19 protein-coding genes and 2 tRNA genes are annotated in these 25,245 nt (G+C 38.4%); 7 read left to right on the forward strand and 14 right to left on the reverse strand.

Going from position 1 to position 25,245, the window contains the following annotated elements; genetic code table 11:
- Positions 1–62 precede the first annotated feature (62 nt).
- The 3 genes from rsmC (at position 63) to LG402_RS17900 (ending at position 1,460) form a co-directional block, all read left to right on the forward strand.
- Positions 63–1,079, forward strand: coding sequence for a 16S rRNA (guanine(1207)-N(2))-methyltransferase RsmC (gene rsmC, locus LG402_RS17890; protein WP_072069010.1), 1,017 nt, complete (start codon positions 63–65; stop codon positions 1,077–1,079).
- Positions 1,080–1,248: 169 nt separating this feature from the next.
- Positions 1,249–1,335: transfer RNA gene (locus LG402_RS17895), tRNA-Leu, on the forward strand.
- A gap of 38 nt (positions 1,336–1,373) precedes the next feature.
- Positions 1,374–1,460: transfer RNA gene (locus tag LG402_RS17900), tRNA-Leu, on the forward strand.
- A gap of 64 nt (positions 1,461–1,524) precedes the next feature.
- Here the strand turns inward: LG402_RS17900 and LG402_RS17905 are convergent.
- From LG402_RS17905 to serB, 9 genes are all read right to left on the reverse strand, one after another.
- Positions 1,525–1,788: a DUF1435 family protein gene (locus LG402_RS17905; RefSeq protein WP_109410052.1), complete on the reverse strand. Its 264-nt coding sequence runs from the start codon at positions 1,786–1,788 to the stop codon at positions 1,525–1,527.
- 191 nt (positions 1,789–1,979) lie between these two features.
- The gene (locus LG402_RS17910; RefSeq protein WP_227336069.1) at positions 1,980–2,528 is read right to left on the reverse strand and encodes a GNAT family N-acetyltransferase; all 549 of its coding nucleotides are present in this window, start codon (positions 2,526–2,528) and stop codon (positions 1,980–1,982) included.
- 2 nt (positions 2,529–2,530) lie between these two features.
- Complete coding sequence (locus LG402_RS17915) at positions 2,531–4,162, reverse strand: Na/Pi cotransporter family protein (protein ID WP_166540082.1); 1,632 nt, start codon at positions 4,160–4,162, stop codon at positions 2,531–2,533.
- Positions 4,163–4,580: 418 nt separating this feature from the next.
- On the reverse strand, positions 4,581–6,020 hold the full coding sequence (gene phoA / locus LG402_RS17920) for an alkaline phosphatase (protein WP_210813481.1): 1,440 nt from the start codon (positions 6,018–6,020) through the stop codon (positions 4,581–4,583).
- Between the two features lie 202 nt (positions 6,021–6,222).
- Positions 6,223–7,752: an alpha/beta hydrolase-fold protein gene (locus tag LG402_RS17925; protein ID WP_227336070.1), complete on the reverse strand. Its 1,530-nt coding sequence runs from the start codon at positions 7,750–7,752 to the stop codon at positions 6,223–6,225.
- 219 nt (positions 7,753–7,971) lie between these two features.
- Positions 7,972–9,111 (reverse strand): ElyC/SanA/YdcF family protein, encoded by a 1,140-nt coding sequence (locus tag LG402_RS17930; protein WP_227336071.1) that lies wholly within the window; start codon positions 9,109–9,111, stop codon positions 7,972–7,974.
- A gap of 344 nt (positions 9,112–9,455) precedes the next feature.
- Positions 9,456–10,700, reverse strand: a complete 1,245-nt coding sequence (nadR, locus tag LG402_RS17935) for a multifunctional transcriptional regulator/nicotinamide-nucleotide adenylyltransferase/ribosylnicotinamide kinase NadR (RefSeq protein WP_227336072.1) — start codon at positions 10,698–10,700, stop codon at positions 9,456–9,458.
- An 11-nt stretch (positions 10,701–10,711) separates the two neighbouring features.
- Positions 10,712–12,103 carry a DNA repair protein RadA gene (gene radA / locus LG402_RS17940; protein WP_166540084.1) on the reverse strand — a complete coding sequence of 464 codons (1,392 nt, stop codon included), beginning with the start codon at positions 12,101–12,103 and terminating at the stop codon, positions 10,712–10,714.
- 37 nt (positions 12,104–12,140) lie between these two features.
- The gene (serB, locus tag LG402_RS17945) at positions 12,141–13,118 is read right to left on the reverse strand and encodes a phosphoserine phosphatase (protein WP_166540085.1); all 978 of its coding nucleotides are present in this window, start codon (positions 13,116–13,118) and stop codon (positions 12,141–12,143) included.
- A gap of 109 nt (positions 13,119–13,227) precedes the next feature.
- On the opposite strand from serB, the gene LG402_RS17950 reads away from it, so the two are divergent.
- From LG402_RS17950 to LG402_RS17965, 4 genes are all read left to right on the forward strand, one after another.
- Positions 13,228–13,971: a YtjB family periplasmic protein gene (locus LG402_RS17950; protein ID WP_227336073.1), complete on the forward strand. Its 744-nt coding sequence runs from the start codon at positions 13,228–13,230 to the stop codon at positions 13,969–13,971.
- A 231-nt stretch (positions 13,972–14,202) separates the two neighbouring features.
- Complete coding sequence (locus LG402_RS17955; RefSeq protein WP_227336074.1) at positions 14,203–15,744, forward strand: YjjI family glycine radical enzyme; 1,542 nt, start codon at positions 14,203–14,205, stop codon at positions 15,742–15,744.
- Positions 15,716–16,582, forward strand: a complete 867-nt coding sequence (locus tag LG402_RS17960; RefSeq protein WP_166540087.1) for a YjjW family glycine radical enzyme activase — start codon at positions 15,716–15,718, stop codon at positions 16,580–16,582. Before LG402_RS17955 ends, LG402_RS17960 begins: the two co-directional genes overlap by 29 nt.
- A gap of 473 nt (positions 16,583–17,055) precedes the next feature.
- Positions 17,056–20,109, forward strand: coding sequence for an autotransporter domain-containing protein (locus LG402_RS17965; RefSeq protein ID WP_227336075.1), 3,054 nt, complete (start codon positions 17,056–17,058; stop codon positions 20,107–20,109).
- A gap of 78 nt (positions 20,110–20,187) precedes the next feature.
- Here the strand turns inward: LG402_RS17965 and LG402_RS17970 are convergent, their stop codons facing one another.
- The 5 genes from LG402_RS17970 to LG402_RS17990 are packed head-to-tail and all read right to left on the reverse strand — an operon-like array spanning position 20,188 to position 25,043.
- Positions 20,188–20,832, reverse strand: a complete 645-nt coding sequence (locus tag LG402_RS17970; RefSeq protein WP_166539987.1) for an ATP-binding cassette domain-containing protein — start codon at positions 20,830–20,832, stop codon at positions 20,188–20,190.
- 59 nt (positions 20,833–20,891) lie between these two features.
- Positions 20,892–21,689, reverse strand: coding sequence for an ATP-binding cassette domain-containing protein (locus tag LG402_RS17975; RefSeq protein ID WP_166539986.1), 798 nt, complete (start codon positions 21,687–21,689; stop codon positions 20,892–20,894).
- Entirely contained in the window at positions 21,683–22,495 is an 813-nt protein-coding gene (locus LG402_RS17980; protein WP_166539985.1) for an ABC transporter permease, read from the reverse strand. Before LG402_RS17980 ends, LG402_RS17975 begins: the two co-directional genes overlap by 7 nt.
- The gene (locus LG402_RS17985; RefSeq protein WP_109408326.1) at positions 22,492–23,475 is read right to left on the reverse strand and encodes an ABC transporter permease; all 984 of its coding nucleotides are present in this window, start codon (positions 23,473–23,475) and stop codon (positions 22,492–22,494) included. Before LG402_RS17985 ends, LG402_RS17980 begins: the two co-directional genes overlap by 4 nt.
- A complete protein-coding gene (locus LG402_RS17990; RefSeq protein ID WP_227336076.1) occupies positions 23,460–25,043 on the reverse strand; it encodes an ABC transporter substrate-binding protein in 1,584 nt (527 codons plus the stop codon). The genes LG402_RS17985 and LG402_RS17990 overlap by 16 nt, the downstream gene beginning before the upstream one ends.
- Positions 25,044–25,245 lie beyond the last annotated feature (202 nt).

Here is a 25,245-nt window from a genome sequence, read left to right on the forward strand (position 1 = left end):
AGCGTCGGTTTCTTTATATCTGATATCATGCGTCTTATGTTTTTTAAGGAGTAATAATCATAATGTCCTCACTGTCCCCTGCTAGCGAAGTTATTCTTCGTCACCTAGATCATTTCGCAGACAGGCATGTACTTATTGCAGGTGATCTTCAAGATACTTTTGCAGCACAGATCCAGGCGAAAAGTGTCAGAGCATATACAAACCAATATCACCAATGGTTACCATTACTAAAATCAATGGGTGATAATGCACTCTTCGGTTTAGTTGCAGATCAATCCTTTGTAAAATATTGCAATACCTTGATCTATTTTTGGCCTAAAAATAAAAACGAAGCCACTTTCCAACTGCGTAGCCTTTGCTCTAACTTACAAGTGGGTACTGAAATCTTTATCGTCGGTGAAAACCGTAGCGGTGTTAAAAGTGCAACCGAATTAATGAACGGTATCGCTAAACTTAAAAAAATAGATTCAGCACGCCGTTGTAGCTTATTTTTTGGTACACAAACATATCAAACACTGTTTGACCGTAATAACTGGTGGCAAACTTATCGCCATAACGATTTAACCGTAATGGCATTACCGGGTGTCTTTAGCCAAAATGCATTAGATGAAGGTAGCCGTTTATTACTTTCAACTTTTGATGATGCAATGGTTGGTGATTTACTAGATATGGCATGTGGTTGTGGTGTTCTTGCTACAGTATTAGGCAAGAAAAACCCAATGCTGAAACTCACTTTGTGTGATGTAAATGCAGCTGCAATTTCTTCCAGTATTGCGACATTAAATGTGAATGAATTAGAAGGCCGAGTGATTGCGAGTAATGTCTATTCTGCCGTTGAGGAAACTTATGATTGGATAATCTCAAATCCGCCTTTCCATGATGGTTTAGGTACAAGCTATACAGCTGCTGAAGATATTATTCGCCTTGCACCTAATTACCTAAAAAAAGGGGGGAAATTACGCATTGTAGCGAATTCATTTATCCCTTATCCAGACATTCTGGATCATGTATTTGGCTCTCATGAAGTGCTTGCATCAACAGGTAAATTTAAAGTTTACCAAGCCACCAAGAAAGATTAATCACAGGCCCTGTTATCTAAAACAGGGCTTTATTTTTGGGCTGATTTTAAGTGATAATTCAAGGTGTTTTATTTTTCATCACTAAGATAATTTAATGATAAAAAATAATTGACGCCAAAAATAAAAGGCCTAAAATTCGCCTCCTATCTACAAAGATAATGTTTAGATTGCGAGGGTGGCGGAATTGGTAGACGCGCTAGCTTCAGGTGTTAGTGTCCTTACGGACGTGGGGGTTCAAGTCCCCCTTTTCGCACCAAACACACTTTTTGTAGAGCTAAATAATTGAGTAAGACTGCGAGGATGGCGGAATTGGTAGACGCGCTAGCTTCAGGTGTTAGTGTTCTTACGGACGTGGGGGTTCAAGTCCCCCTCTTCGCACCACTCAATTAACCTTTCTTTTCCTTTGTTAACCCCCAGTTAATAATCCTTTATTGCTTTCTATTCATTATCCATAATATGTGGCTAACAGTGTCATTAAGCTATAAGTCAACACAACTCCAGCAGGGATCATCACCCACATCTGCAATTTCTTATGGAATAACATCAATGTTGATAGCAGCATTGAAACAACTAAAACTAACGTAAATGCAGATGTTCCAGCAATAGAGTGCATAATGACGGTAAGTAAAGAAGAAACAGCTAACATTTCCCATAAACTGATACGAGATGTCCAAGAAGTGACTGGAGATAAACGTGTTGATTTAGCCATAATAACTCACCATTAATGATAATGATTTTCATTATTATATATAACACCGGTACTAAATCAACTTATATAAAGAAAAAAAACTCTCTATATCCTTAATTTTTAAAGGGTTAAATCGTTTTCTACAATATAAAAAACGCCTTCTCATTCTCACGAAAAGGCGTTTGATTTTATCATGTTATTAATAAACGAAATTATGCGTTATTTGACTTTATAAAATAAAAGGCCAAATGAATATCTTCTGGCTCTCTTTCATAAAGTTCAGGATCAGGAATATCAATTAAGCAGCACCCAAGATGCTGATAAAAATTCACACTATTTTCAGACGGTGTTGATGAGATATATAATCCATCCGCACCGTTTTCCTTCGCATATTTCACACAATAGTCAAAGAGTATTCGTGCTAAACCTTGCCCACGTTGCTGGTGGCTAACATGTAAAAAAGAGAGTTGAAGTAGACTACCATTTTTACCGCGCTTTTTCGGATCAACACTTGCCGCTGCGACCAATCGATCACGCTCAAAAACGCCCCAAAAAGGCGCTCCTCGATCAAAGCTTTCAAGTAAAACAGGGGTGTAATGTTCCGTTTCACCTTCTGGCCAACCTTTCATATCAAAGCGTTGCTCTGATAAAAGCAACTTTCCTTCTTTTAATACATATAGTTTTTCAATAAGCTCAGTTCTATCGATTTCCCAAACTTGTGGAATTTCATTTCGTGTTAATTGACGAATAACATTTTTCATTATTAAAGATTAACCTGTTCTGATGATGATTCACTTCGTTCTAGTGCGTGGTAAGCCACCGCACAGAATAAGGAATTCAACCGTTTCATATCACCAAGCAAACTGGTATGCAGAGAACTAGTTTCAATGCTTTGCATATTATGCAAATGAAGACGTTCTACATGTGCAAACGAGTAACGTTGGTTGAGTAAACGGAAACGATGTTTTGCTCGACGTAACTTACGAGCATGTTCCATGTTGCCGGAAACAAATACCGACATCGCCAGATTCAGATTACTTTGCAGACGCTCAAGGAGTGTCTGTAATTCACGACGCCCTTCCTCCGATAAAAATAAGTGATGATTTAAACCTTTACTCACCACTTCAACTGACATGCGCGCAATAATAGCGGATGATTGTTGTAAATTCATCGCTGTATCAATAATTTCGGCCCAACGTCGAGAATCTTCAGTGCCCAGATCATGCTGTTGAATTTGCGCCATGTACAATTTAATACTGCTATGAAGCAATTCAACCTCTTCTTCTAACTGACTAATTTCCCTTTTCTGCTGACGATCACCTTCCATTAATGCAATAAAACGTTGCAACATTTGTTCTACAACATCACCTAATCGTAGTGATTCTCTAACCGCATTAGCGATAGCTAAAGATGGTGTATCAATAGCAGATTGATCCAAATAACGAGGCGCAACTTCAGATCCTGCGACTGGTAATTCCGGAATAAGTCTCTGACATAATTTTGCCATTATGCCGACAAAAGGGATCATCAATACACAGCGTGCAAGATTATAGATAACATGAAAATAGATAACGACTTCTGCTGGAGAAAAACCGTATTGCTGAATTTTATTCGCAATTAAGGTTATCCAAGGTAAAACCAGAAATGCACCAATCAATTTAAAAAATAGACTTCCTAATACAACTTGGCGAGAAACAACATTTTGTCCTCGGCTACTCATTAATGCCAGTAAACCACTACCAATATTAGAACCAATCACAATGCATAAGCTGATATACAAAGGCATTAACCCTGTTGCACTTAATGTCGCAGTTAATAACACTGCAGCAAGGCTTGAATAACTCACCATGGCAAACAAAGCGCCCACTAAGAGAGCTAAAACAGTGTCCCCACTTAATGATGTAAAGATAGCTTGTACCGCACTCGCATGAGTAATTGGCTCTGCGGATGTCACGATAAGTTGCAAAGCGAGAATAATTAAACCAAGACCAATCCCTACACGCCCAAGTTGCCCAACTCGCTCTTTTTTACGACTTAAAAAAGTAATGACCCCAATAAGAATAAGAAGTGGAGATAACCAAGAGAGATCAAACGTCAGCACTCGTGCCATAAGTGCCGTACCTACATCCGCACCTAACATAATAACAAGTGCAGGTGTAATCGAAATAAGTCCTTGCGTCACAAAAGAGATAACCAAAAGTGCCGTTGCATTACTGCTCTGGACTAATGCCGTTACCCCAACCCCCGCAAGGAAAGCGTTGGATTTTTTATTAATACTTTTACCTAAAATGCGGCGCAAATCAGAGCCAAAGACACGCATGATCCCTGTACGAACAATATGTGTTCCCCAGACAAGAAGCGCGACTGATGAGAGTAAATGAAGCAGTGTCAGCATAGAAATAATAACCTTATTTTTATCGTTGTTTGTTTGACTCTGTTCTCCTTCAATCTCATAAAAAGAGAAAGACCATGAGCAGATAATACATCTGAGAAAAGATTTTTATTGGTAATACCTAAATAACGTAGAGTGTTATTAGATAAAAAGATATTGCAACTTAAGTGCAATAATCAATGGAGAAGTTGAGAATATTACATAGATTTATTTGTAAATTCTGTTGATTATAACAGAGAATGTGTAATTTTCAAAATCAGACTATAAATAACCTATTGATTTATTATCATTTTATTTTCTTATATTTATTTTTAATAAAAAAACGCGACTAGAGGGTATCTCTCTGAGTCGCGCAAAAATACAACAATTTAGTAAGGCAATTCGACTACAAGTTCATACAGACTACAGTATTAATTTAAATTTATTTCAGACCCATTGCATCACGCATTGTGAAGAATAAGTCTGTTTGGTCAGTTAATCCAACCACATTAGCCGCATGCGGACCATAAGCAGCCACACGCAATTGCGCACCAGTATGCTCTTGAGATTCTTCTTCCGAGTTACCGTAATTCACCACCATAACTGCGCCATCTTTAGTGATAAGCGCTTGTGTTAAGCCACTTGATTTCACATCCGCTTCAATAATCTGGCTTGAATGCGCATGGTCAGCGGTGACAATAATCAACGTATCACCGTTTTGTTTAGCAAAATCTAAACCGATCTGTACAGCTTCATCTAACGCAACAGTTTCACCTATTTGTCCACAAGGATTAGCATTATGATCTTGCTTATCAATAGAGGCACTTTCAACTTGTAAGAAGAAACCGTTTTCATTAGTTTTCAGTAAATCGATCGCTTTTTTAGTCATTTGTGCCAATGTTGGCGCATTAGGATCGAGTTTAGAGTTAGGTTTGCACTCTAATGGTGGATTATTGATATTGCCATGATAAACCGCTTTAGGACCTTCCCACGCAACAGCCATATTACCTTCATGGAATAAACCTAATACCGGTTTATCCTGATTTGCCAAAGTAATTGCGTCTAACGATTTTGCATCTTTGACGATTTGATAACCACGCTCAATAGCTTGTTGCTCTAACGTTTTACCTTTGTATTCCCCCACAGCGGCGGTTTGAGCGAAACTTTTTGCACCGCCCCCCAATGTAACGTCTGCACGAGTCACTAATAATTGCTCAGAGATAGAACCTTTGCCGCCATTTTCTAATGCATTAGTTGAGCATTTTTCTAAGGTTTCAACGGGACCATAACATTTACGTCCAGTGACATGAGAAAATAGTGCGGCAGGTGTCGCATCTTGAATTTCAGATGTAGTCACGTTCCCTGTTGCCTTTCCATTGGCTTTTGCTAATTCCAAAATGGTTTGGTGATCCTTACCAAATACATCAATCCCTAATGCACCATTATAAGTTTTCACACCAGAAGCCCATGCTGTTGCTGAGGCTGCCGAATCTGTTACATAGTTAGGTTTTTGTGTTTTTCTATCTAATGAATAGTGTGTGTATTGACCCGTCATCGGTAACGCATCAATGCCTTTAAAAAACCCGCCCGCACCTTCAGCGTAGTTACGTGCAACAGTGATTTCAGAATCCCCCATGCCATCACCAATAAAGAGGATCACATTTTTCGCTTGGTTATTATTTAAAGCTGCTTTTAATGCCTCAGTTTGATCTTGAGTCATACGGCGAGCACCACCAAATTCCGTGATATTACCTTTTGCTGCGCGATCTTGAGCCAAAATTGCATCAGCAGCAACGGGAGCTGCAAAAGAAGAGAAACTCGCACCAGCCAATAGCGTTGTTACAATAACGGATAAAATAGAACGTTGGTAACGATGAGACATAGCTTTTTCCTTGCACTCTAAAGTAAAAAAACAGGGTTAATGTTTTAAGTCAGAAAAAGCTTACGGCAGTTAAATGACAAAGAAATGAAGAGTAAAAGCGATTTTGATGACAGCTTTATGACAAGTTGGTGACAAAAAAGAAGCTTATACAATGTATTCTCATGTATAAGCTTCTTTTGTATTGAGATCGGATTTAAAAATATTAATTTTCTTGTGTTAATGCTTTTGCACCCAAATACAGTGTTTCACACCAAGAAATATAATCATGCCCACTGGCCATTTCGAGTGATTGAACAGGATAGCCTTTTTGTTCTAAAACCTGTTTCAAGTGGCGATTATTATTTAAAATTCCTCCTTTATCACCACGACTTTCAAATAGCCCTGCTTCTAAGAAAAACTGTAATGGTTTTTTATCTGCTTGCTCAAATTGTCGAATAAGCCATTCAGGCTCTTCATTTTCAGGCGCCCACCAATAAGAGCCAGACATACTCAGCACTTTACCAAAGCGATCAGGGCGATTAAATGCGACCCATGAAGACGCTAATCCACCATAACTTGAGCCTGATACAATCGTTTCTTCTCCTGATATGTGAATACCTTTCTCTTTTTCTAGCCAAACAAATAATTCATCAGCCAAGAAACGATAAAAATCAGGATTTGGTGGTAATTCAACACTACGGCGATCACTATCAATACTATCAACAAATAGGATCATCATCGGTGCCAATTTTCCTTCCTCGATCTGTTTATCAAAAAACTTATCAATACCATATTGGCGACGATAAGTTTGACCATCAAATAATACGAGGATCCGCGGTATTTCCATTTTTTGGGCTGGCTGATAAAGTGCGATTTCACGATCATTATTTAAGATCTCACTGTGAAAACGAACAATCTCCGTCTTGCCTTTCATTGTTCTATCAAGAATATCGGGCAATTGGCATTCACGCTTACTGTCTAACGACAATAAAGAAAAGTGATTATAGATATCCTCAGATTGACTTGGTGAATTTTGGGAATTAAACGGATCGGCTTGTGCCGTGGTTAAAATCGCGCGACGTTGTTCAAAAGGCTCTGAATTTTCAATAACAGGTACATCAGGCGCTAATTTATATTGCATTAATGTGTCGTTAGGCACGATATAACTGCGATACCAAATATCACTATTCGCTAAATTCGTTAATGGATCATGATTGCCATCAGGTGATCCCAATAAATAAACATTCTTTTTGGCACCTTGCCATAGAAAGGTGACTCGCTTTTTATCATGATCATAAGGCTCAATCAGAGGAGCCCCTTCTCGACGTATTTGTTGCCAAAATGCCTGAATATTTTTTTGATCAAGTTGTTTAGCGAGCGTTTGTAAACGAGGGCTAGTTGGTGCAATATCGGCATTTTTATCTAACGGTTGATAAGGTTGTGTTGTTAGCATGAATTGCCACTGCTTTTTAGCTTCACCTTGTGCAACTAATTGATAATTTGCCGTTTCAGGTAATAGAAAGCGTACTTTCTGTTGTCCATCAGCGGGAATATCCTTTAACAAACTACGAATATGAGTGCCGTTTTGTGTCTCTAACCGTAAGTTTTGTATCCCTTTTACGTTTAATTCAACATAACGTTGGCTTTCTAAATGAGCGGTAAAACACAACGTATTGTTGTTATCAAACTGACCTGTCATTTCTTTATTTTCAGTTACTGCTAAGCAACTTGCAAAGCTGGGAAAAGAGGCCATCAATGCGCATATCATCAGAGGAATTCTCACTTTATTTCTCATTATTAACTATTGTGAGAAACAATAGTAATGATAATTGTTATCAATTCAATAAAAATTAAGCGTGTACAAATTTATAATAAATTTAGTGCCTCAGTAAAAAATAATAAAAACCTCCCCAATCATTTTGGTTATTGAGGAGATTTCCTTTCTAAACTAATTAACGTTAAAACGCTCCCATTAACGCTCTTCTAGTGGATAGCTACGGAAACTCCATAGCCCTAATGCTTTTAAGCCATCACGATAAATGCCTTGTATATCTGATTTACTTGCCTTTTGTAATTCAGCTAATGGCTTATCTGGTGCAACAACGGTTAAATAAGTAATGTCACTTGGGCCACTTTGCCAGCTTGCAAGCGTGAAAATCGCATCGGCACGACGAACATGACTACCAGAGCTAATAATAACGGCTGTTTTAATACGATGTTTGGTTAAAGCATAACGGCTAAATAATGCATTTTCGACGGTTGTACGGGCATAGTTTTCTTGGAAAATACGCTCTGGTGCAATACCGTTTTTCACCAACCAATCCGCCATTAATTTACCTTCCGTTTGATGTGCTTTTGGCACGCCTCCCGTAACGACAATCATAGCTTCAGGTAATTGTTTAGCCACTTCTAAAGTTTTATTTAAACGTTCAATTAAAATCTTATTCATTGTGCCATCGGGATTTAAAGCATAACCCAATGTCACAATCGCGTTGTTATCTTTGGTTTTATTTAGTTTTGCCAAATCTGCCGGTGTCAATTTATCACTTAAAGGCATTTTACTTACGCGATCAATCTCTGCAAAAAAGCGACTAATCTCTTCAGCTTTAGCTGGATTTAATGATTTCAATTTATTGAAATATGCTTCGCTCTCTTTATCTTTTCCTTCAAAACGAGTCCATGAAGTGACATAAATTAGCGCGTCAATATCATCAGGTGCTGCTTCTAAAATCTGTTTATAAATAGTAATCGCGCGAGGAACATCATTGTTATAGATATAAGCACTCGCGGTGCTAAATAATAAATCGAGACGGTAAGGTTCTAATTTATAAGCTTGTTGCAGTTTTTGTGCCACTATTTCCATATTTGATGGCAATTTTCCCGTAAATCCTGCATCTGACACTCGTGCCGGAGATTTAAAGGCATCTAACGCATCTTGGATCAAACTATCAACCGTTTGGCGCTGTGAGACATACTGCTGATAGCTATTATCTGGTTGATGAACTTTTTGATAAGCCAATGCAGTTGATGAGACGGTAAAACCTAAAGCGGCAATCGCTAACGAAATGACTGTTTTCTTGATATGAAGTGAAACACGGGAAGGTTGCGCCATTATCTTGTCCTTTTACGAAAAATAGTCTGCTTCTTCACTTGAACGAATGAAGATAGAGAGTGTGACTCCTCACACCTAATGGCAAAAGAAATACACACCGATAAATCTATACCTGTTATCTATAATAGAGATCCCTACATTAATTTTCAGTAACCTTTTTCACCTTATTGAAAAAAATAGCATTATTACGTAGATAGCTTATTTGACAGATTTTTTTATATATTTTTATCTTTTGGTAAGTGATTTTGTTCTGTAGTGCATCAGTGGCAAAGAATAATAAATAAAAGGGAATTACTCTGAGAGGAAAGTGTTGAGTTTTGAGATCTGTGATTATATTTATGTATTTACTCAATATGCTTTGATTGCATCATCAATAATTCTCTGACTAATTCAACGCAACTTAAGAAGCGCTCATCATAATCAGGTGAGTTAACTTTGATATACTCAATATTGTTTTTATCTAGCATTTCCATCAGTAAAGTTTGGAAGAGTCGACGATCTTTATCACTGCCTAAACTGCGTAAACCATCCGCTACCCATGGCGTGTTATTTTCTAAAACAATCACTAAATCAAAACGGTACTCATCAATAAGTGCTTGTACGAAAGGGTGTTCTTTACCTTCATAACGTAAACAAAATGCCTGAGTAGTGACAAAATCCGTATCAATAAAAGCCACTTTATTGGCATATTTAACAGCAAAATCAATATATTGAGCATGTCCCAATGCAATTTTATCGTAGTCCGAATATTGTAATGCCATCTCGTCTCCACCTAAATGAGAGAAAACATAATCGCGACCATACTCCCATGCACTGGTTGTATTGAAGATATTGGCAAGCTTATTGACCAATGTTGATTTACCGCTAGATTCACCGCCTAAAATAGCCACGGTGCGCACAAAGAAGGGTTTAACTTCTGTTGGAATATATTCCCAATATTTAAAAGGTGCTTGGCGAATTTGACTACCACTGATATTCATAAATGAGCGTTCTGGATCAATCAATATCGTTTCAATACCCAAGAAAGCATTATATTGATCCGCATCATCACGTTCACTGGTATAGATAAAATCAGGTGAAATTTGTTTTTCACGCAAAAAGGTTTTGATCCCTTCACTCCACATTTCCCAACCATGAGGTTGTGGCTCAATACCATGCTCATCAAATTCATGAATACGAATATTTTTTTGATATTTAAAAGTTTGCAATAACCAGCGTAATCTATCACTGACAGTTGGTTGCTGTGACATCGCACTATTGATAAATAGGTTCTTATCGCGAGGTTCGTCATGACAGAGGATCACATGTAGTTCATCAACTTGGCTACAAGCACGTTGAATTAAATAGATATGCCCTGTGTGAAGAGGATAAAATTTACCAAAAATAACACCAATTGTTTTCTTTTTGACTGGATATTCTAACCCCAAGAATTGGTGTAATGCCGACATTTTTTGCGCACTGGGGCTCTTGATTTTATTATTAATCAATTGGCTAAGATAGCCTTTTGTCATATCACTTTCATCAGCAACGTGTTGTAAGGTGTATCCATTTTTTCTGATAGCCTGTTTGATATAATCAAAAGGTCCCATAATTAGCTCCTTTAGAAGTCTTCTAAATCATCAAGAACAGATAATGCATCTGACAGTTTTTTCACACCATACACTTTCATATCCGGTGGATTTTTCTTTGGCATATTTGCACTCGGTACAATGGCTCGTTTAAAACCATGTTTTGCTGCTTCTGCAATACGCTCTTGCCCACTCGGTACAGGTCGAATTTCTCCCGCAAGGCCGACTTCACCAAATATCACTAAATCACGTGGTAAAGGACGATTACGAAAACTCGATACTAATGATAATAACAAGGCTAAATCAGCACTGGTTTCTGTGACTTTAACCCCTCCTACCACATTGACAAAAACGTCCTGATCAGACATTTGTAATCCGCCATGGCGGTGTAAAACTGCAAGTAGAATAGCAAGGCGATTTTGCTCTAACCCCACAGCCACACGGCGTGGATTTGATAGCATCGAGTGATCAACTAATGCTTGGATCTCAACCAATAAAGGCCTTGTTCCTTCCCATACCACCATCACAGAACTGCCTGATGTGATCTCATCTCCTCGACTTAAAAAGATAGCAGAAGGATTACTCACTTCTCGCAATCCTTGCTCTGTCATTGCAAAGACACCTAATTCATTAACGGCACCAAAACGATTTTTATGGCTACGTAAGGTACGAAAACGAGAGTCTGTTTCGCCATCAAGCATAACAGAGCAGTCAATACAGTGTTCTAGCACTTTCGGCCCAGCTAAGGTGCCATCTTTTGTTACATGACCTACCATAATAATGGCAACATCATTGGTTTTAGCAAAACGAGTCAGATAAGCGGCCGTTTCACGTACTTGAGCAACACTGCCCGGTGAAGATTGAATATCCGCCATATGCATCACTTGAATAGAGTCAATCACCATCAATTTAGGCTTTTCTTGTGAAGCAATTAAACAGATTTGCTCAATGCTGGTTTCTGACAACATATTCAGTTCTGCTGTCGGTAAACCTAATCGATGAGCGCGCATAGCGACTTGTTGTAGCGACTCTTCACCCGTGACATACAGCGTTTTCATTTCAGTAGCTAAACGGCACATAGTCTGTAGTAATAAAGTACTCTTACCTGCGCCGGGACTTCCCCCGATTAAAATGGCACTTCCGGGAACAACGCCACCACCTAATACTCGGTCAAACTCTTTAAATCCTGTGGAGAATCGGGGTAATGCTTCAAGGCTAATTTCCGATAACTTTTGAACACGACTAACACCTTTAGCATCCCCCGCAAAGCCACTAAAGCGTTCATTACGGGAGGAAGAGGTGGCAGCAAGACGAATTTCTGTAATTGTATTCCACGCATGGCAAGCCGAGCATTGCCCTTGCCAGCGAGGATAATCTGCACCACATTCATTACATACAAAGGCTCTTTTTGCTGCTTTTGCCACACTTCTCTCCCTACGATAACAATTCTAAAAAACGTGTTTAACGCTCTTCGTGTTTTAAACCACCACTTAAAATACACATCACACCCATTAAATCGGCATGACGAATAGCCACTTTTGCCTGAGCATACACTTTTGGTTTTGCATGATAGGCAATGCCCAGTCCTGCCTTTCTCAACATTTTAAGATCGTTTGCGCCATCACCAATGGCAATAGTTTGCTCCATTGGGATCTCTAAATCTTTAGCTAAACGCGCAAGCACTTGTGCTTTATATTTTGCATCAACAATAGTGCCTTTGACTTTACCTGTTAGCTTGCCATCTTTAATTTCAAGATGATTAGCAACAGCAGACACTAAGCGTAATTTTTGTTTTAGGTTGTCTGCAAAATAAGTAAAGCCGCCTGATGCAATAGCAATATGCCAATCCATCGCCTGAAGTTTGCGCACTAAGCTCGTTAACCCCGGCATAAGAGGCAAATCATCCATCACTTTTTGCAAAATAGAAGCGTCGGCTCCTTTAAGTTCAGCAACACGGAGTTTTAAGCTTTCGCTAAAATCCATTTCACCTTGCATAGCGCGTTCTGTTATTGCCGCAACTTTATCACCCACTCCCGCAAGTTTGGCGATTTCATCAATACACTCAATTTGAATAGCCGTTGAGTCCATATCCATCACTAAAAGCCCAGGAGAACGCAAGCGAGGAATTTCACCTAGTGGAACGACATCTAGGCCACATTCATCAGATAAACGGCGAATTCTACGGGTTAGGCTACCTGCAATACGCACAACTTGGTAATCATCAATACGCCATGAAGAAACCACTACGATTGCCACACCTAATTTATGTTGGAACTCACTTATTCTTTTCTTATCAAGTTCACGTCCATAAAGTAACCACCCACTATCACCAGCGCGGTAATCTAGTGGCATTACCTCTTCACCACTGAGTGATAACGGCAGACCTGGCCATTTACGGATTTCATCCGGTAAATAGCAATAGGTCAGACTATTTGACATACTTATTCTCCTGTTTTCCCCTGTCTGAACAAAATAATCGTTATTCAGCCTATTCTATCTCTGACTCATCTGGCAACATGCACATACTTGCTTACGCAAAAGGATGAACATGCTTAAAGACAAACTAAAATTCAAACTACAAAAAACGGCGATTATACTGATTTGTATCGCACTATTGGCATTTCTTATGCAGGGCGCGTCTTATTTTAGCCGTGCTAATCAGCATGCCCGAATTACCCAGTTTGAAGAGCTTGCAAAAACGCTGGCAGAACAAGTTGCGTTCTCTTTATCCACTTATCTGGATGACAGTAGCAAAGATAACGTAAATCCCCTCATTATGGCTAATTTAAATCATCTAACTCACAATAGTCGGGTACTTGATGCCAGCCTTTATTTAGAAGATGGTACACAAATAGCGCATAGTGGTGAAAATGTCACTGTTAAAGAGCGATTAGCGCTAGAAGGACAAAAGAGTGGTGGTTCTTTTAATCACCAACTTGTTGTTCCCGTACCGGGCAAAGATAAACCGAAGGGATTTTTAAGGCTAACATTAGATACTCACCAGTTGGTCACTGAATCAAGCCAAGTCGATAACACAACAAATTTATTACGTGTGATGCTATTAGTTGCGCTCGCCATTGGCTTTTTACTTTCTCATAACCTGCTTCAGTTAACCCCCGTTCATTGGCAACAATCGCCCTATTTATTAACGGCTAATTTACCGCCTCGTACTGAAAAAGAGGAAGATGAAGACAGTGAAGATGAAAATAATGAAGAAAATGAAGAAAATGAATCAAAAGAGAGTGTCAAAGAGGAAAATAACGACACTGATAATAAAATAGATAAAACATAAATTCTTATTCTTTAACGAATTACTTAGTGAGTTTAGTGGATCATTAACTAAACTCATTTTTTATATCTAATTAACTATAAATTAGATATATCTAATTTATGCGTATTTTCGTGCTATTTCCTTAATCTTTAAAGGGGTTTTGTTTAAAGTCACGGTAAATTCTGACCAAGTCATTAACCTAAAAAGATAAGTTTTAAATCTTTTTCTGGCTCTTTGAGTACTGAGGTGGTTATGACTGAACAATCTGTTATCCAACGTTGTCAACAAATCGTAGAAAATCCAACCCTTTCCCCGGAACAAAAACGTCATTTTCTGGCGTTAGAAGCTGAAAATATGTTGCCTTATCCGTCACTTCCTGATGATGCAGCTAAAGCGCTTAATGAACGGGTTATCTGTGATATGTATGAAGGTCACGCCCCTTATAAACCTCGTTATGTTTTACCTGATTACGCGAAGTTTTTAGCACAAGGTTCTCGTTATTTAGAACTCGAACCTGCGCAAGATTTTGACGATGCCTTAAACATGCTGACTATCCTTTATCATCATGTTCCTTCTGTAACCTCTTTGCCTGTTTATTTAGGACGTATTGATAAAATTTTACTGCCTTATGTCGGCGAGTTAACCGAAGAACAGCTTTACCCTAAATTAAAACGCTTCTGGCGTTATCTTGATAGAACGCTACCAGATGCTTTTATGCACGCCAATATTGGTCCAGAAGACTCTGTTCTTACACGTTTAATTCTTAAAGTGGATGTTGAGCTTCAACAAGTCGCACCTAATCTCACATTTATTTATGATGCAAATTCAACACCAACAGATTTACTTCACCAAGCCATTACTAATATTTGCCACAGTAGCAAACCTCATATTGCTAATGGTACCTTGCAAGATGCGGTATTTGGTAAAGATGAATATGGCATTGTGAGTTGTTATAACTCTCTGCCTCAAAGTGGTGGTGGTAGCACCTTAGTGCGTATAAATCTTAAAGAGGTTGCACAGCGTAGCCAAGATAGTCGCGATTTTCTTGATAATGTATTGCCTTTTTATATGCAAAAACAGATTGAGATCATCGATGCCCGTTGTGAGTTTCTCTATGAAAAATCTAATTTCTTTAAACAGAGTTTCTTAGTTGAAGAAGGATTAATCTCACCTGATCGTTTTGCGCCAATGTTTGGTATTTACGCCATGGCAGAAGCCGTAGCACTTCTACTCGAAAAAGAAGGCAAGCAAGCTGCTTATGGTGATAATGGCTCTGCCAACAAACTTAGCTATATGATCAGCGAAAAATTAGCACAATTTGTCGCTGATACACCGGTTAAATATGGTTGGAAGCATCGCTCAATGTTACATGCTCAATCGGGCATTAGCTCTGATATTGGCACAACCCCTGCAACTCGCATTCCTTATGGTAAAGAGCCAGATCCTGTTACCCATTTAATGACGGTTGCTCCTCACCATCAATTTTATACCTCAGGAATTAGCGATATTTTAACGGTTGATGAAACCATCAAACAAAATCCTGATGCCCTAATGCAACTCTGCTTAGGGGCATTTTCTTCAGGATTAAGAGAATTTACTGCCAATGTAGGTGGTAATGACCTCGTTCGTGTTACAGGCTATATGGTGCGTTTATCGGATTTAAACAAATACAAAGAAGAAGGCTCCCGCCTTAATACCACTTGGTTAGGTGATGAAGCCACAGCAAACTGTCATATCGCTGAACGTAAACCACGAGTTATTAGTCATGAACAGCAGATGCGTTTCGATAAATAAGATATTGCCCTTTTCTTGTGTAGATGGCCCAGGCAATCGTCTGGCCATCTTCCTACAAGGGTGTAATCTGCGCTGTAAAAATTGTCACAATCCCTACACCATAGGGATCTGTGATAATTGTGGTGACTGCATTCCGGCTTGCCCACAGCAAGCACTTTCATTACAAAATGGTGCCATAAGTTGGAATAGTACCAGTTGTGAACAATGTGACACCTGTATTCAGCAGTGCCCACGACAATCAAGCCCGATGACATTAACCTATACTGTTGATGAACTAATGGCTATTACACGCAAATATGCAGCCTTTATTAATGGCATAACAGTAAGCGGTGGTGAATCCACGTTACAACTGCCTTTTTTAATTGATTATTTTAAAGCAATCAAAGAAGCACCTGATCTTAAACACCTTAGTTGTTTAATCGACAGTAATGGCACTCTTTCTCTTAATGGCTGGCAAAAAATCGCCCCCTTTATGGATGGTGCGATGATCGATTTAAAAAGTTGGGATGAAGAGACTCATATTTATTTAACTGGCCGAGGTAATCAGCGTATTAAAGAATCAATCATATGGTTAGCTAATAATAATCTACTTACGGAATTACGCCTTTTATATATTCCAGAAAAAACCGACTATTTAGAGAATATCGAATTACTTTCTCAGTTTATTAATTCACTTAGTGAATCTGTATTGATTCGTATTAATGCATTTCATCAACATGGTGTTTATGGTGTAGCCAGTATTTGGCGTTCAGCATGCGAAGAAGAAATTATCACTCTAAAAAATGAATTAGAACTTAGAACTGTTAATTTAATTAACACACCCAACACTTACTTGTGATAATAATAAATTTAAAACCATTATATATTATATTCATTTTATTTTATCCAATTGACTTTAATTAATACAGAAGTTAACCTCCTGTAAAAACTCTCTTATGGATACCAACAATGAAGATAAAATATAATTCAATATTATTGATATTGTGCTCAATATATATATTTCCTATTAATTCTTATGGAAATTATAATATAGAAGATATAGGTCATTCAATCTATAAACCATTTAGTATGTTGAGTTATGCAACGTATTATGATCACCTTCGAGATAAAAAACATAATCATTTCAAACATAATCAAGGTAAAATCGTAGACAATAATAATTATAATCAATACTTATTTACTCCATTTGGTAGTGTATCTGTGTATACAGCTATAAATCAACATACAATTGATAAATATAACATTGTAGCAGATGATTATAACAGCATAATAAGAGTGGAAATACCTAGTTATGACATCAGAAAAATAAATGTGTTTGATGAATCTTTTTTACCAAGTGAGCTATTTATTAGTACAGATGGCGGTAAAACTCAAAATAAAATAAATAAAGAGAGTGATAAACAATTAGATACCATTTATCTAGAGCGGATCTCTGAAGATGGTATAATCGTTGTCGGTTATGCAACAAAATCCAAGTCCATATTAGATAAAATAATTAAAGAAGAAAATTTTTCGGTAGTGAATAATAACTGTCGAGGACAATCTGAGTGTTATGCTTTTTCATACAACACAATGAATAACACATTTACTATTTTAGAAAAAAATATAAAAATTAAACATTTAACAAAAGATGGTAATTTTATTTTATACAATCCTATTAATAATGAAAATGAAAAATTTATATATGATATAAATAAAAAAGAGAGTCTCCTTTTATCTGTTGATAATATTAATAATTATTTACCAGACCACCCTGAAAAGAATATCCTACTTTTATCAATAACTGAATACCCATTCTTTTCTGGTATAAAAAGACGAAATATTGATATTCAAAAAATCAGTGATAATGGTCGAGTGTTTATTGGTCAGCTCAACCGAGATATTTCTAAAAAACAACTCAATGATGGTAAGTATCCTAGAACTGCTTTTGTTACTACAAATGATGGCCCTATCAGAGAAATTAATCGATCCGAGTTTGGCTCGTCAAAACTAACTGATATTTCCACAGATGGAAACTATAGTGTTGGTTGGGAAGAAGTTTGGCATGATGATTATGACATTAAGCTACCAACTCATGTTAAGGTCTCTTCCTCACTTTTTAGCCAAGCGATACTCTATGATTTATCACAAGATAGTCTTATTAATATTGGTAATCTTTCACAGAAACCAAATGAAAATCGATTTAGGAATGCAAAAGCAAATGATATTTCGGCTGATGGTAAATATATCGTAGGGTGGTCTGAAACCGACAATTACAACAATGATACAATTCCCGATAATGCTAAGTTAAAACCAGTGCCAGCCTTTATCATGTTCCACCGTCATGGCTTTGTTTATTTTAATAATACAATGCATGATTTAGGAACACTTAGTAACGGTAAAGATTCGGAAGCACATGCCATTACAGATGATGGAAGAATTATTTATGGGCTATCTACTGATGAATATAATAATTGGCGCCAAGTTATCTGGATAAATGCTCAACTCAGTGATAAATCTTTCAATGCTGAAAAACAACAAATTGCAGATAAAAAAAATAACCTTATTGATAAAACCAATGCTGAACGAGAGCGCCTAGCCAAAGAGCAAGCTGACAAAGCCAATGCTGAACGAGAGCGCCTAGCCAAAGAGCAAGCTGACAAAGCCAATGCTGAACGAGAGCGCCTAGCTAAAGAGCAAGCGGACAAAGCCAAAGCTGAACGAGAGCGTCTAGCCAAAGAGCAAGCGGACAAAGCCAATGCTGAACGAGAGCGCCTAGCTAAAGAGCAAGCGGACAAAGCCAATACTGAACGAGAGCGTCTAGCCAAAGAGCAAGCGGACAAAGCCAATGCTGAACGAGAGCGTCTAGCCAAAGAGCAAGCGGACAAAGTCAAAGCTGAACGAGAGCGCCTAGCTAAAGAGCAAGCGGACAAAGCCAAAGCTGAACGAGAGCGCCTAGCTAAAGAGCAAGCGGACAAAGCCAATGCTGAACGAGAGCGCCTAGCTAAAGAGCAAGCGGACAAAGCCAATGCTGAACGAGAGCGCCTAGCTAAAGAGCAAGCGGACAAAGCCAAAGCGGAGCAAGAGCGCCTAGCTAAAGAGCAAGCGGACAAAGCCAATGCTGAACGAGAGCGCCTAGCTAAAGAGCATGCGGACAAAGCCAATGCTGAACGAGAGCGCCTAGCTAAAGAGCAAGCGGACAAAGCCAATGCTGAACGAGAGCGCCTAGCCAAAGAGCAAGCTGATAAAATCAAAGCGGAGCAAGAGCGTCTAGCCAAAGAGCAAGCGGACAAAGCCAAAGCTGAACGAGAGCGTCTAGCCAAAGAGCAAGCGGACAAAGCCCAAGCAGAGAAAGAACGCTTAGCGGAAATCACCAAACAACAAGAAGCCCAAGCTGAAAAAGAAAAAACAAAACCATCCATTGTTATTAGTAAACCTATTGATATTGAAAATACCTATAAATCAATGCAATTAATGGCTGAAAACGGTTATAAGTTTATGGATATGCAACAAGGGCAACTGCGTTATTTAGCTTCTGCAACCTGTTCTGTTGGTACTGAAAAAGCCTGTATTAGTGGCTTTGCACATCATCAACGCGTGAGTAAAGCCAATGCAACGCAAACCGGTATTAGCACTGCTTATCGTTTTGATATTAATCATATTCCATTAGTTGTAGGGCTTGCCATTGATACAGATATCTCTTCTTCATTACCTAAAGGCTATCAATATCAAAGTTATGCATTACCTTTAATTGGTTTTAGCCTAGATTTAATACCATCACTCAATGCTGAGTTAAATAACAACGCATTACATCTGTCATTAAAAGGTGCTTATTTAAATCGTAAAGTTTCTATTGAAAGACAAGCATTAGCAGATACTGAATCAGGTAAAGGCAACACTAAAATATCTGGTTATCACATTGATTTACAAGGCTCTTATCCATATGCCATATCAAATGAATTTATGCTTACACCATTTGTAGGACTTACTTTTAATCAAATCTCACGTTCAGCTTATAGTGAAACTCAAAATGCCCAATTTGCAGCACACTATGATGCCCTCAAAACGCATTCATTATTAGCCAAAATAGGATTGGGTATGGATCATTTATTAGGTTCCTCTTTCATACTTAATACAAAAGCAGGATTACTGTGGAACTTATCACATTATCAAGGCGACTTCCGTAGCCATATTGACTATTTAGGTCAACAAAAAATTGATTATTTAGAAAATAAAAAGCAGTTAAAACAACGTCCATTTGTTCATATTGGATTAATGTATCAAGTGGATAAACACTCATCTATTGGTACTAAAGCAAATTGGGAAATGACTACATATCGTAATCACGATATGCAATTTGGTATTGACTACACTTATCGCTTCTAATTCCTTATTGTTTTGTTTGAGGTTAATTTTAGCTGTATTATTTGGCTTCCTATAAAAATATAGGAAGCTCTTTTTTTATTAGCTGATTGAAGAATTCAAATTTAAAATAGTAGAATTATTTTTTTCTTCATTAACCCACCACACCTTCGTCGATACTTTTTCAAGTAGTGCTTTATTGTGGCTAAAAATAATCAAACTTAAAGGACGCTTCTGACTTTCATCGATCAATACTTGCCAAATATCAGCTTGAATTTTCGCATCTAATTGTGCCGTGACTTCATCTGCAATCAATATTTGAGTACGAGGATCTAACGCACGTAATAACGCAATACGTGCCAATTCTCCGCCAGATAGTTCATTAGGTCTACGTGTTAACCATTCTGATTTTATTCTTAATTTTTCAAACCAATCTTTATCTGGCGACCAAGCATCACGAACACTATCTCCTGTTGTTCTAAACGGATTAAAACATTTATCAGGATGCTGAGGGACTAATTGAATAGGGCAATAACCCTTGTTAGATAATGGTTTACCATTCACAAGAATTGAACCTTGAGTTGATGCTTGCCACTGCGCTAGAACACGACCTAATGTCGTTTTTCCTGTACCGCTTGGCGCTGAAATACCGAGTCGCTCTCCCGCATCTAACGAAAAGGAGAGATCTTGCCATAACACCTTACCTGCTTGCTCCACAGATAATTGTTTTAACTCTAAAAGTGGCATAAAGATAACTCCCAAAATAACAAATGAAATGTATAAAAATAAAACTTAAGAACTCAATATTATAATGGATTAAGTGATGCTTCTTTTGTATTTATAAATTGTTGTTCAGGTAATGCGTTCCAGAGAGTCTTCAACCACTCACTACCTTCATGACGATTAAGCACATTAGCAGGAATAACTTCGTTAACTTCACCCTGATTAAGCACTGCTATCGTATCCGCAAACCTTGCGGCTAAGGCCAAATCATGTGTAACCCAAAGTACTGATTTACCTTGATTACATAACTCTCTTAAATGCCCTAATAACAAACAGGCATGTTCATCATCCAGCCACGAGGTGATTTCATCAGCCAAAATATATTGTGCATTAGAGAGTGTTGCATTACAGGCCAATACACGTTTTGCCATCCCACCAGATAATTTTGCTGGATAGGTTTTTATCAATGAGCCAGAGAGATGATAAAGCCCTAATTGCTGCACAATATCATCTGATGTAACTTCAGCACCACTCAAATGCGCAGAGCGACTTAACTGTTCACCGATACAAATTAAAGGATTAAGTGCAGTCACTCCCTGAGGAATATAGCAAAAAGTATTTCCTCGATAAGCAATAAGCTCCCGTTCACTTAGTGTATGCCCATTCAATTTAATCGCACCACGAACGCGCATATTGGCAGGCAAAAGTCCTAAAGCGCTTTGAAGTAATAAACTTTTACCTTCGCCACTTCCCCCCACTAATGCCAACATTTTTCCTGGTTTAATATCCAAAGAAATTGATTTTAGCAATGGTTGCCAATTTCGTTTTCCCAACCAACGAAATTGTGCAATATCAATGGAAAGCTGTTCAAAACTTAACATCCTGCCCCTCTTAACCACAGTTGTTGCATTGCCTTAGCAAATTGATCGAAAATCAAGACCAAGCACATCAAAATCAATCCCGGAAACACCACCATCCACCAAGAGCCTGTACTTAAATAACGTAATGCATCAGATAGTAATAAACCTAAAGAAGGTTCATGAGCCGCTTGTCCAAAACCTAAAAAACTTAACGCTGCGCTATGTAATACTGCATGAGGAAACATCAATAGCGTTCCTACAATCCACTGCGGTAATAACATGGGAATATAGTGTTTTTTTACACATTCAAAAGGTGAATTGCCAATACGACGTGATAGCATGACGTAATCCGCCTCTCGAATACGTTGAATTTCACCACGTAAAATCAACGCAAGCTTAGGCCAATGAGTTAATGCCACAGCCCAAATCACTCCTTGTTGCCCACCACCTAAGGTAAAACAAATCAAAATCAATAGTAATAAATGAGGTAATGCTAAAAGCGCATCAACAATACCTCTAACAAAGAAATCACAATAACGATTAATTGACGAAATACCTGCGAAAATCAGAGCGATAGCACCACTAACAATCGCACTTGTCACACCAATATTTAAACTGCTTAACATTCCTTGAAAACAACGCAACCACAAAGAACGCCCTAAATTATCAGTACCGAACCAATATTGATCTGACGGCGCCTGATTTCTCGCCAAAAAGTCCATTACGATATCAGTATGAGAAACAGAAAAACCATATGCAACTAACCCAATTAACGCGAGGGTGACTAACAAAAGTCGTAGCAAAGGCTTGTTCGGATCGTAAATCATGAGTCTCGTAAAATTCCTTTATTAATACGTCTTAATAATATGTTAGAAATACTATTACCAAAGAAAATCAAAATAGTGCTGAAAACAACAATCCCCATTAAGAGAGGAATATCACCTCGTAATCCTGCATCGACCGTTGCTTGCCCTAAGCCTGGATAAGCAAATACTTTTTCAGCCAAAAGTGAGCCACCAAGTAATTCACCAATTGATGCAAACTGTAAGCAAAGTGCAGGCGTTATGGCATGACGTAGAACATGAAATAGCATCATAGCCCAACCTTTATCACCTTGAGCCTTAGCAAAATGAATAAACTCACTTCCCATCACTTCAGCAACTTTCGCTCGAGTATGCAGTGCGATATTTCCTGTACCTAATAATCCAAGAGCAATCATAGGTAAAATAAGATGAGAAAAACGTTGGCTTAATGTTGCTGTTTCAGCACTACTTCCCATCGGCCATGCGCAACAAATTGGTGCCCAGTGCAAAGTGACAGAAAACAGTGATAACAGCAGTAATCCTACCCAGAATGTCGGTAAAGAGGCTAACAAATAAGAGAGTGTAGAAATAATTCTATCGGGCCAACGATTAAGGTATCGGCCAGCCACTAATCCCATCACAACACCAATAACGCCTGAAAACACCCACGCGGAAGAAAGTAAAATAAAGGAAGGTCCGGCACGCTCACGAATAACATCAATAACAGGCATGTTATACAGCATGGAATAGCCAAAATCCCCTTGGATAATTTGACTAAACCAGAGCCAAAATCGCATCCATAAAGGCTGGTCAATTCCCCAACGAGCTGCGATTAAAGGGTATTGCTCAGGGGGAACATTCAGGAGATCACTACCGATATAGGCCTTAATGGGATCAATCGGTGAAAAACTTAATAAAATAAAAACACCCGCTGTTGTCACCAACAGCAGGCAGAGTAATCGCAGGAAAAAACCTGCACTTTGACGTATTACTGACAAGTCCACTTCCAAGTATCTACGCTATTTAATAATGACCATGAACCATGGATTTCAGGTGTTCCTGTACCCAGATCAACACAAGGGTTAGTTAGATAAGTATGTTGCACATTCATCAGCCAAGCCCAAGCTGCGTCACCTTTAACACCAACGCCATTTTTACCATCCCACTCAACAGCTTTCCAATGAGGAACGGCTTCTTGCCATGTATGAGCATCAAGTGCAGCTTGTAGGTGTTTTTCAACTTCAGCGTTTTTGTAATAACCTGGATTATAATAACCAACACCTGCCGCCTTTTCGCTGTAGTGATGATATAACTCCATAGGATCAAGACTTCCCCAACCAAATAAAGTTGGATTTGAGTGCATATAACGCTCTACCGTATCCCAACTTCCTGATTTAAGATCCATTTGAATACCAAGAGGCTGTACTAACGCACGAACTGATTCTGCTAAATCGCGACGTGTCGCATCACCACTGGTATACCACAAGGTTAATTTAGCTTCTAAACCGTCTTTTTCACGAATACCATTTTTGTTGAGTTTCCAACCTGCATCTTCAAGAATTTGTTTTGCCTTTTCAACATCACCATCTTTAAATGCTGCCTCAGTTTGATCCCAAGGTAGTCCTTTTACACCGGTATAAGCGGGAACTGCATAACCATCAAGGACTTGTTCTGACAGCAATTTACGATCAAGAGCATAATTTATGGCTTTACGGATAGCGATATCAGCCGTGATATCATTACCAATATCATAGCCTTGTGCGTTCTTCTCACCTGATTTTACCATTGGAAAAACAATACCGCGATTTTCAACACTCGGCCTTTCCCATAATTTTGTATTAGGTAAATTTTTAGCAATAGCCGCTGTTGCTGGTGGAATACGAACGATGCCTAATTGCCCGCTTTGAGCCGCAGCAAAGGCCGCATCTTCATCAAGAAAAACAAAAATGAGCTTTTCAAAATCGTTTTTCTGCCCCGCATAATAAGGGTTAGCTTCAACAATTAATTGCTGACCCGGTTGGAAACTGACCATGCGATAAGGACCTGCACCAATTGGTTTTTGTGCATAGGTTTTTTCATCATACTTATCAGCAGAGACGATACCTAACGAGCCTAATACATTAACAAACGTACTCTGTGGTGCTTTTAAGGTAATAGTGACATGTAAATCGTCATCTGCTTTTGCAGAAAGAAAATTTCCCATATCTACTTTACCGCCACTTGCAGCCGCATTGTTATAGGTAAACACAATATCTTTTGCCGTTAGTGGCAAGCCATCCGAGAATTTTAAATCAGGTTTTAATGTTAATTTCCATGTTTTACCATCTTCACTTGGCTGGTAGTCGCTTAACATATTGCTATACCAAGAGAGATCCGCATTTTGCTTTAACAATGGGCTATGAAGAAGTAAATAGCTACCATGGCTCCACCCCAACATTGGGTCAAAACCTTCTGTTGGCTCTTCACCAATAGCCAGTTTTAACGTTTGAGCAGATGTTGCAAAAGGAACGCTTAGTGCGGCTAAGCAAGTTAAAGTTACTAATGATTGCCGCCAACCAAACCGAATAGACATAAAACATTCTCCGATTTTTTAGATACGACTTATCACCAGTCTCTAATCCCATTAGAGAAGAGGCTGAAATAAGATAAATAACAATGATAATTACGATGCTCTACAATTATTGCAGATAAAGAATAAATCAGTGGCACCATAATAAAATTTTTCATCCAACTACTCGAATAATATTCGACAGTTTATTGATTTTACATAAACT

Source organism: Proteus sp. NMG38-2 (genome assembly GCF_020640995.1).
Lineage (GTDB): Bacteria > Pseudomonadota > Gammaproteobacteria > Enterobacterales > Enterobacteriaceae > Proteus.

Excerpts from the sequence above, each read along its gene's own strand:
- LG402_RS17950 (WP_227336073.1), top strand. The coding sequence starts at position 13,228 with ATGCTTAAAGACAAACTAAAATTCAAACTACAAAAAACGGCGATTATA.
- LG402_RS17980 (WP_166539985.1), bottom strand. The coding sequence starts at position 22,495 with ATGATTTACGATCCGAACAAGCCTTTGCTACGACTTTTGTTAGTCACC.
- LG402_RS17930 (WP_227336071.1), bottom strand. The coding sequence starts at position 9,111 with ATGGCGCAACCTTCCCGTGTTTCACTTCATATCAAGAAAACAGTCATT.
- LG402_RS17915 (WP_166540082.1), bottom strand. The coding sequence starts at position 4,162 with ATGCTGACACTGCTTCATTTACTCTCATCAGTCGCGCTTCTTGTCTGG.
- nadR (WP_227336072.1), bottom strand. The coding sequence starts at position 10,700 with ATGGGACCTTTTGATTATATCAAACAGGCTATCAGAAAAAATGGATAC.
- LG402_RS17975 (WP_166539986.1), bottom strand. The coding sequence starts at position 21,689 with ATGTTAAGTTTTGAACAGCTTTCCATTGATATTGCACAATTTCGTTGG.
- LG402_RS17905 (WP_109410052.1), bottom strand. The coding sequence starts at position 1,788 with ATGGCTAAATCAACACGTTTATCTCCAGTCACTTCTTGGACATCTCGT.
- LG402_RS17955 (WP_227336074.1), top strand. The coding sequence starts at position 14,203 with ATGACTGAACAATCTGTTATCCAACGTTGTCAACAAATCGTAGAAAAT.
- LG402_RS17970 (WP_166539987.1), bottom strand. The coding sequence starts at position 20,832 with ATGCCACTTTTAGAGTTAAAACAATTATCTGTGGAGCAAGCAGGTAAG.
- serB (WP_166540085.1), bottom strand. The coding sequence starts at position 13,118 with ATGTCAAATAGTCTGACCTATTGCTATTTACCGGATGAAATCCGTAAA.
- LG402_RS17960 (WP_166540087.1), top strand. The coding sequence starts at position 15,716 with ATGAACAGCAGATGCGTTTCGATAAATAAGATATTGCCCTTTTCTTGT.
- LG402_RS17910 (WP_227336069.1), bottom strand. The coding sequence starts at position 2,528 with ATGAAAAATGTTATTCGTCAATTAACACGAAATGAAATTCCACAAGTT.
- LG402_RS17990 (WP_227336076.1), bottom strand. The coding sequence starts at position 25,043 with ATGTCTATTCGGTTTGGTTGGCGGCAATCATTAGTAACTTTAACTTGC.
- phoA (WP_210813481.1), bottom strand. The coding sequence starts at position 6,020 with ATGTCTCATCGTTACCAACGTTCTATTTTATCCGTTATTGTAACAACG.
- rsmC (WP_072069010.1), top strand. The coding sequence starts at position 63 with ATGTCCTCACTGTCCCCTGCTAGCGAAGTTATTCTTCGTCACCTAGAT.
- LG402_RS17925 (WP_227336070.1), bottom strand. The coding sequence starts at position 7,752 with ATGGCCTCTTTTCCCAGCTTTGCAAGTTGCTTAGCAGTAACTGAAAAT.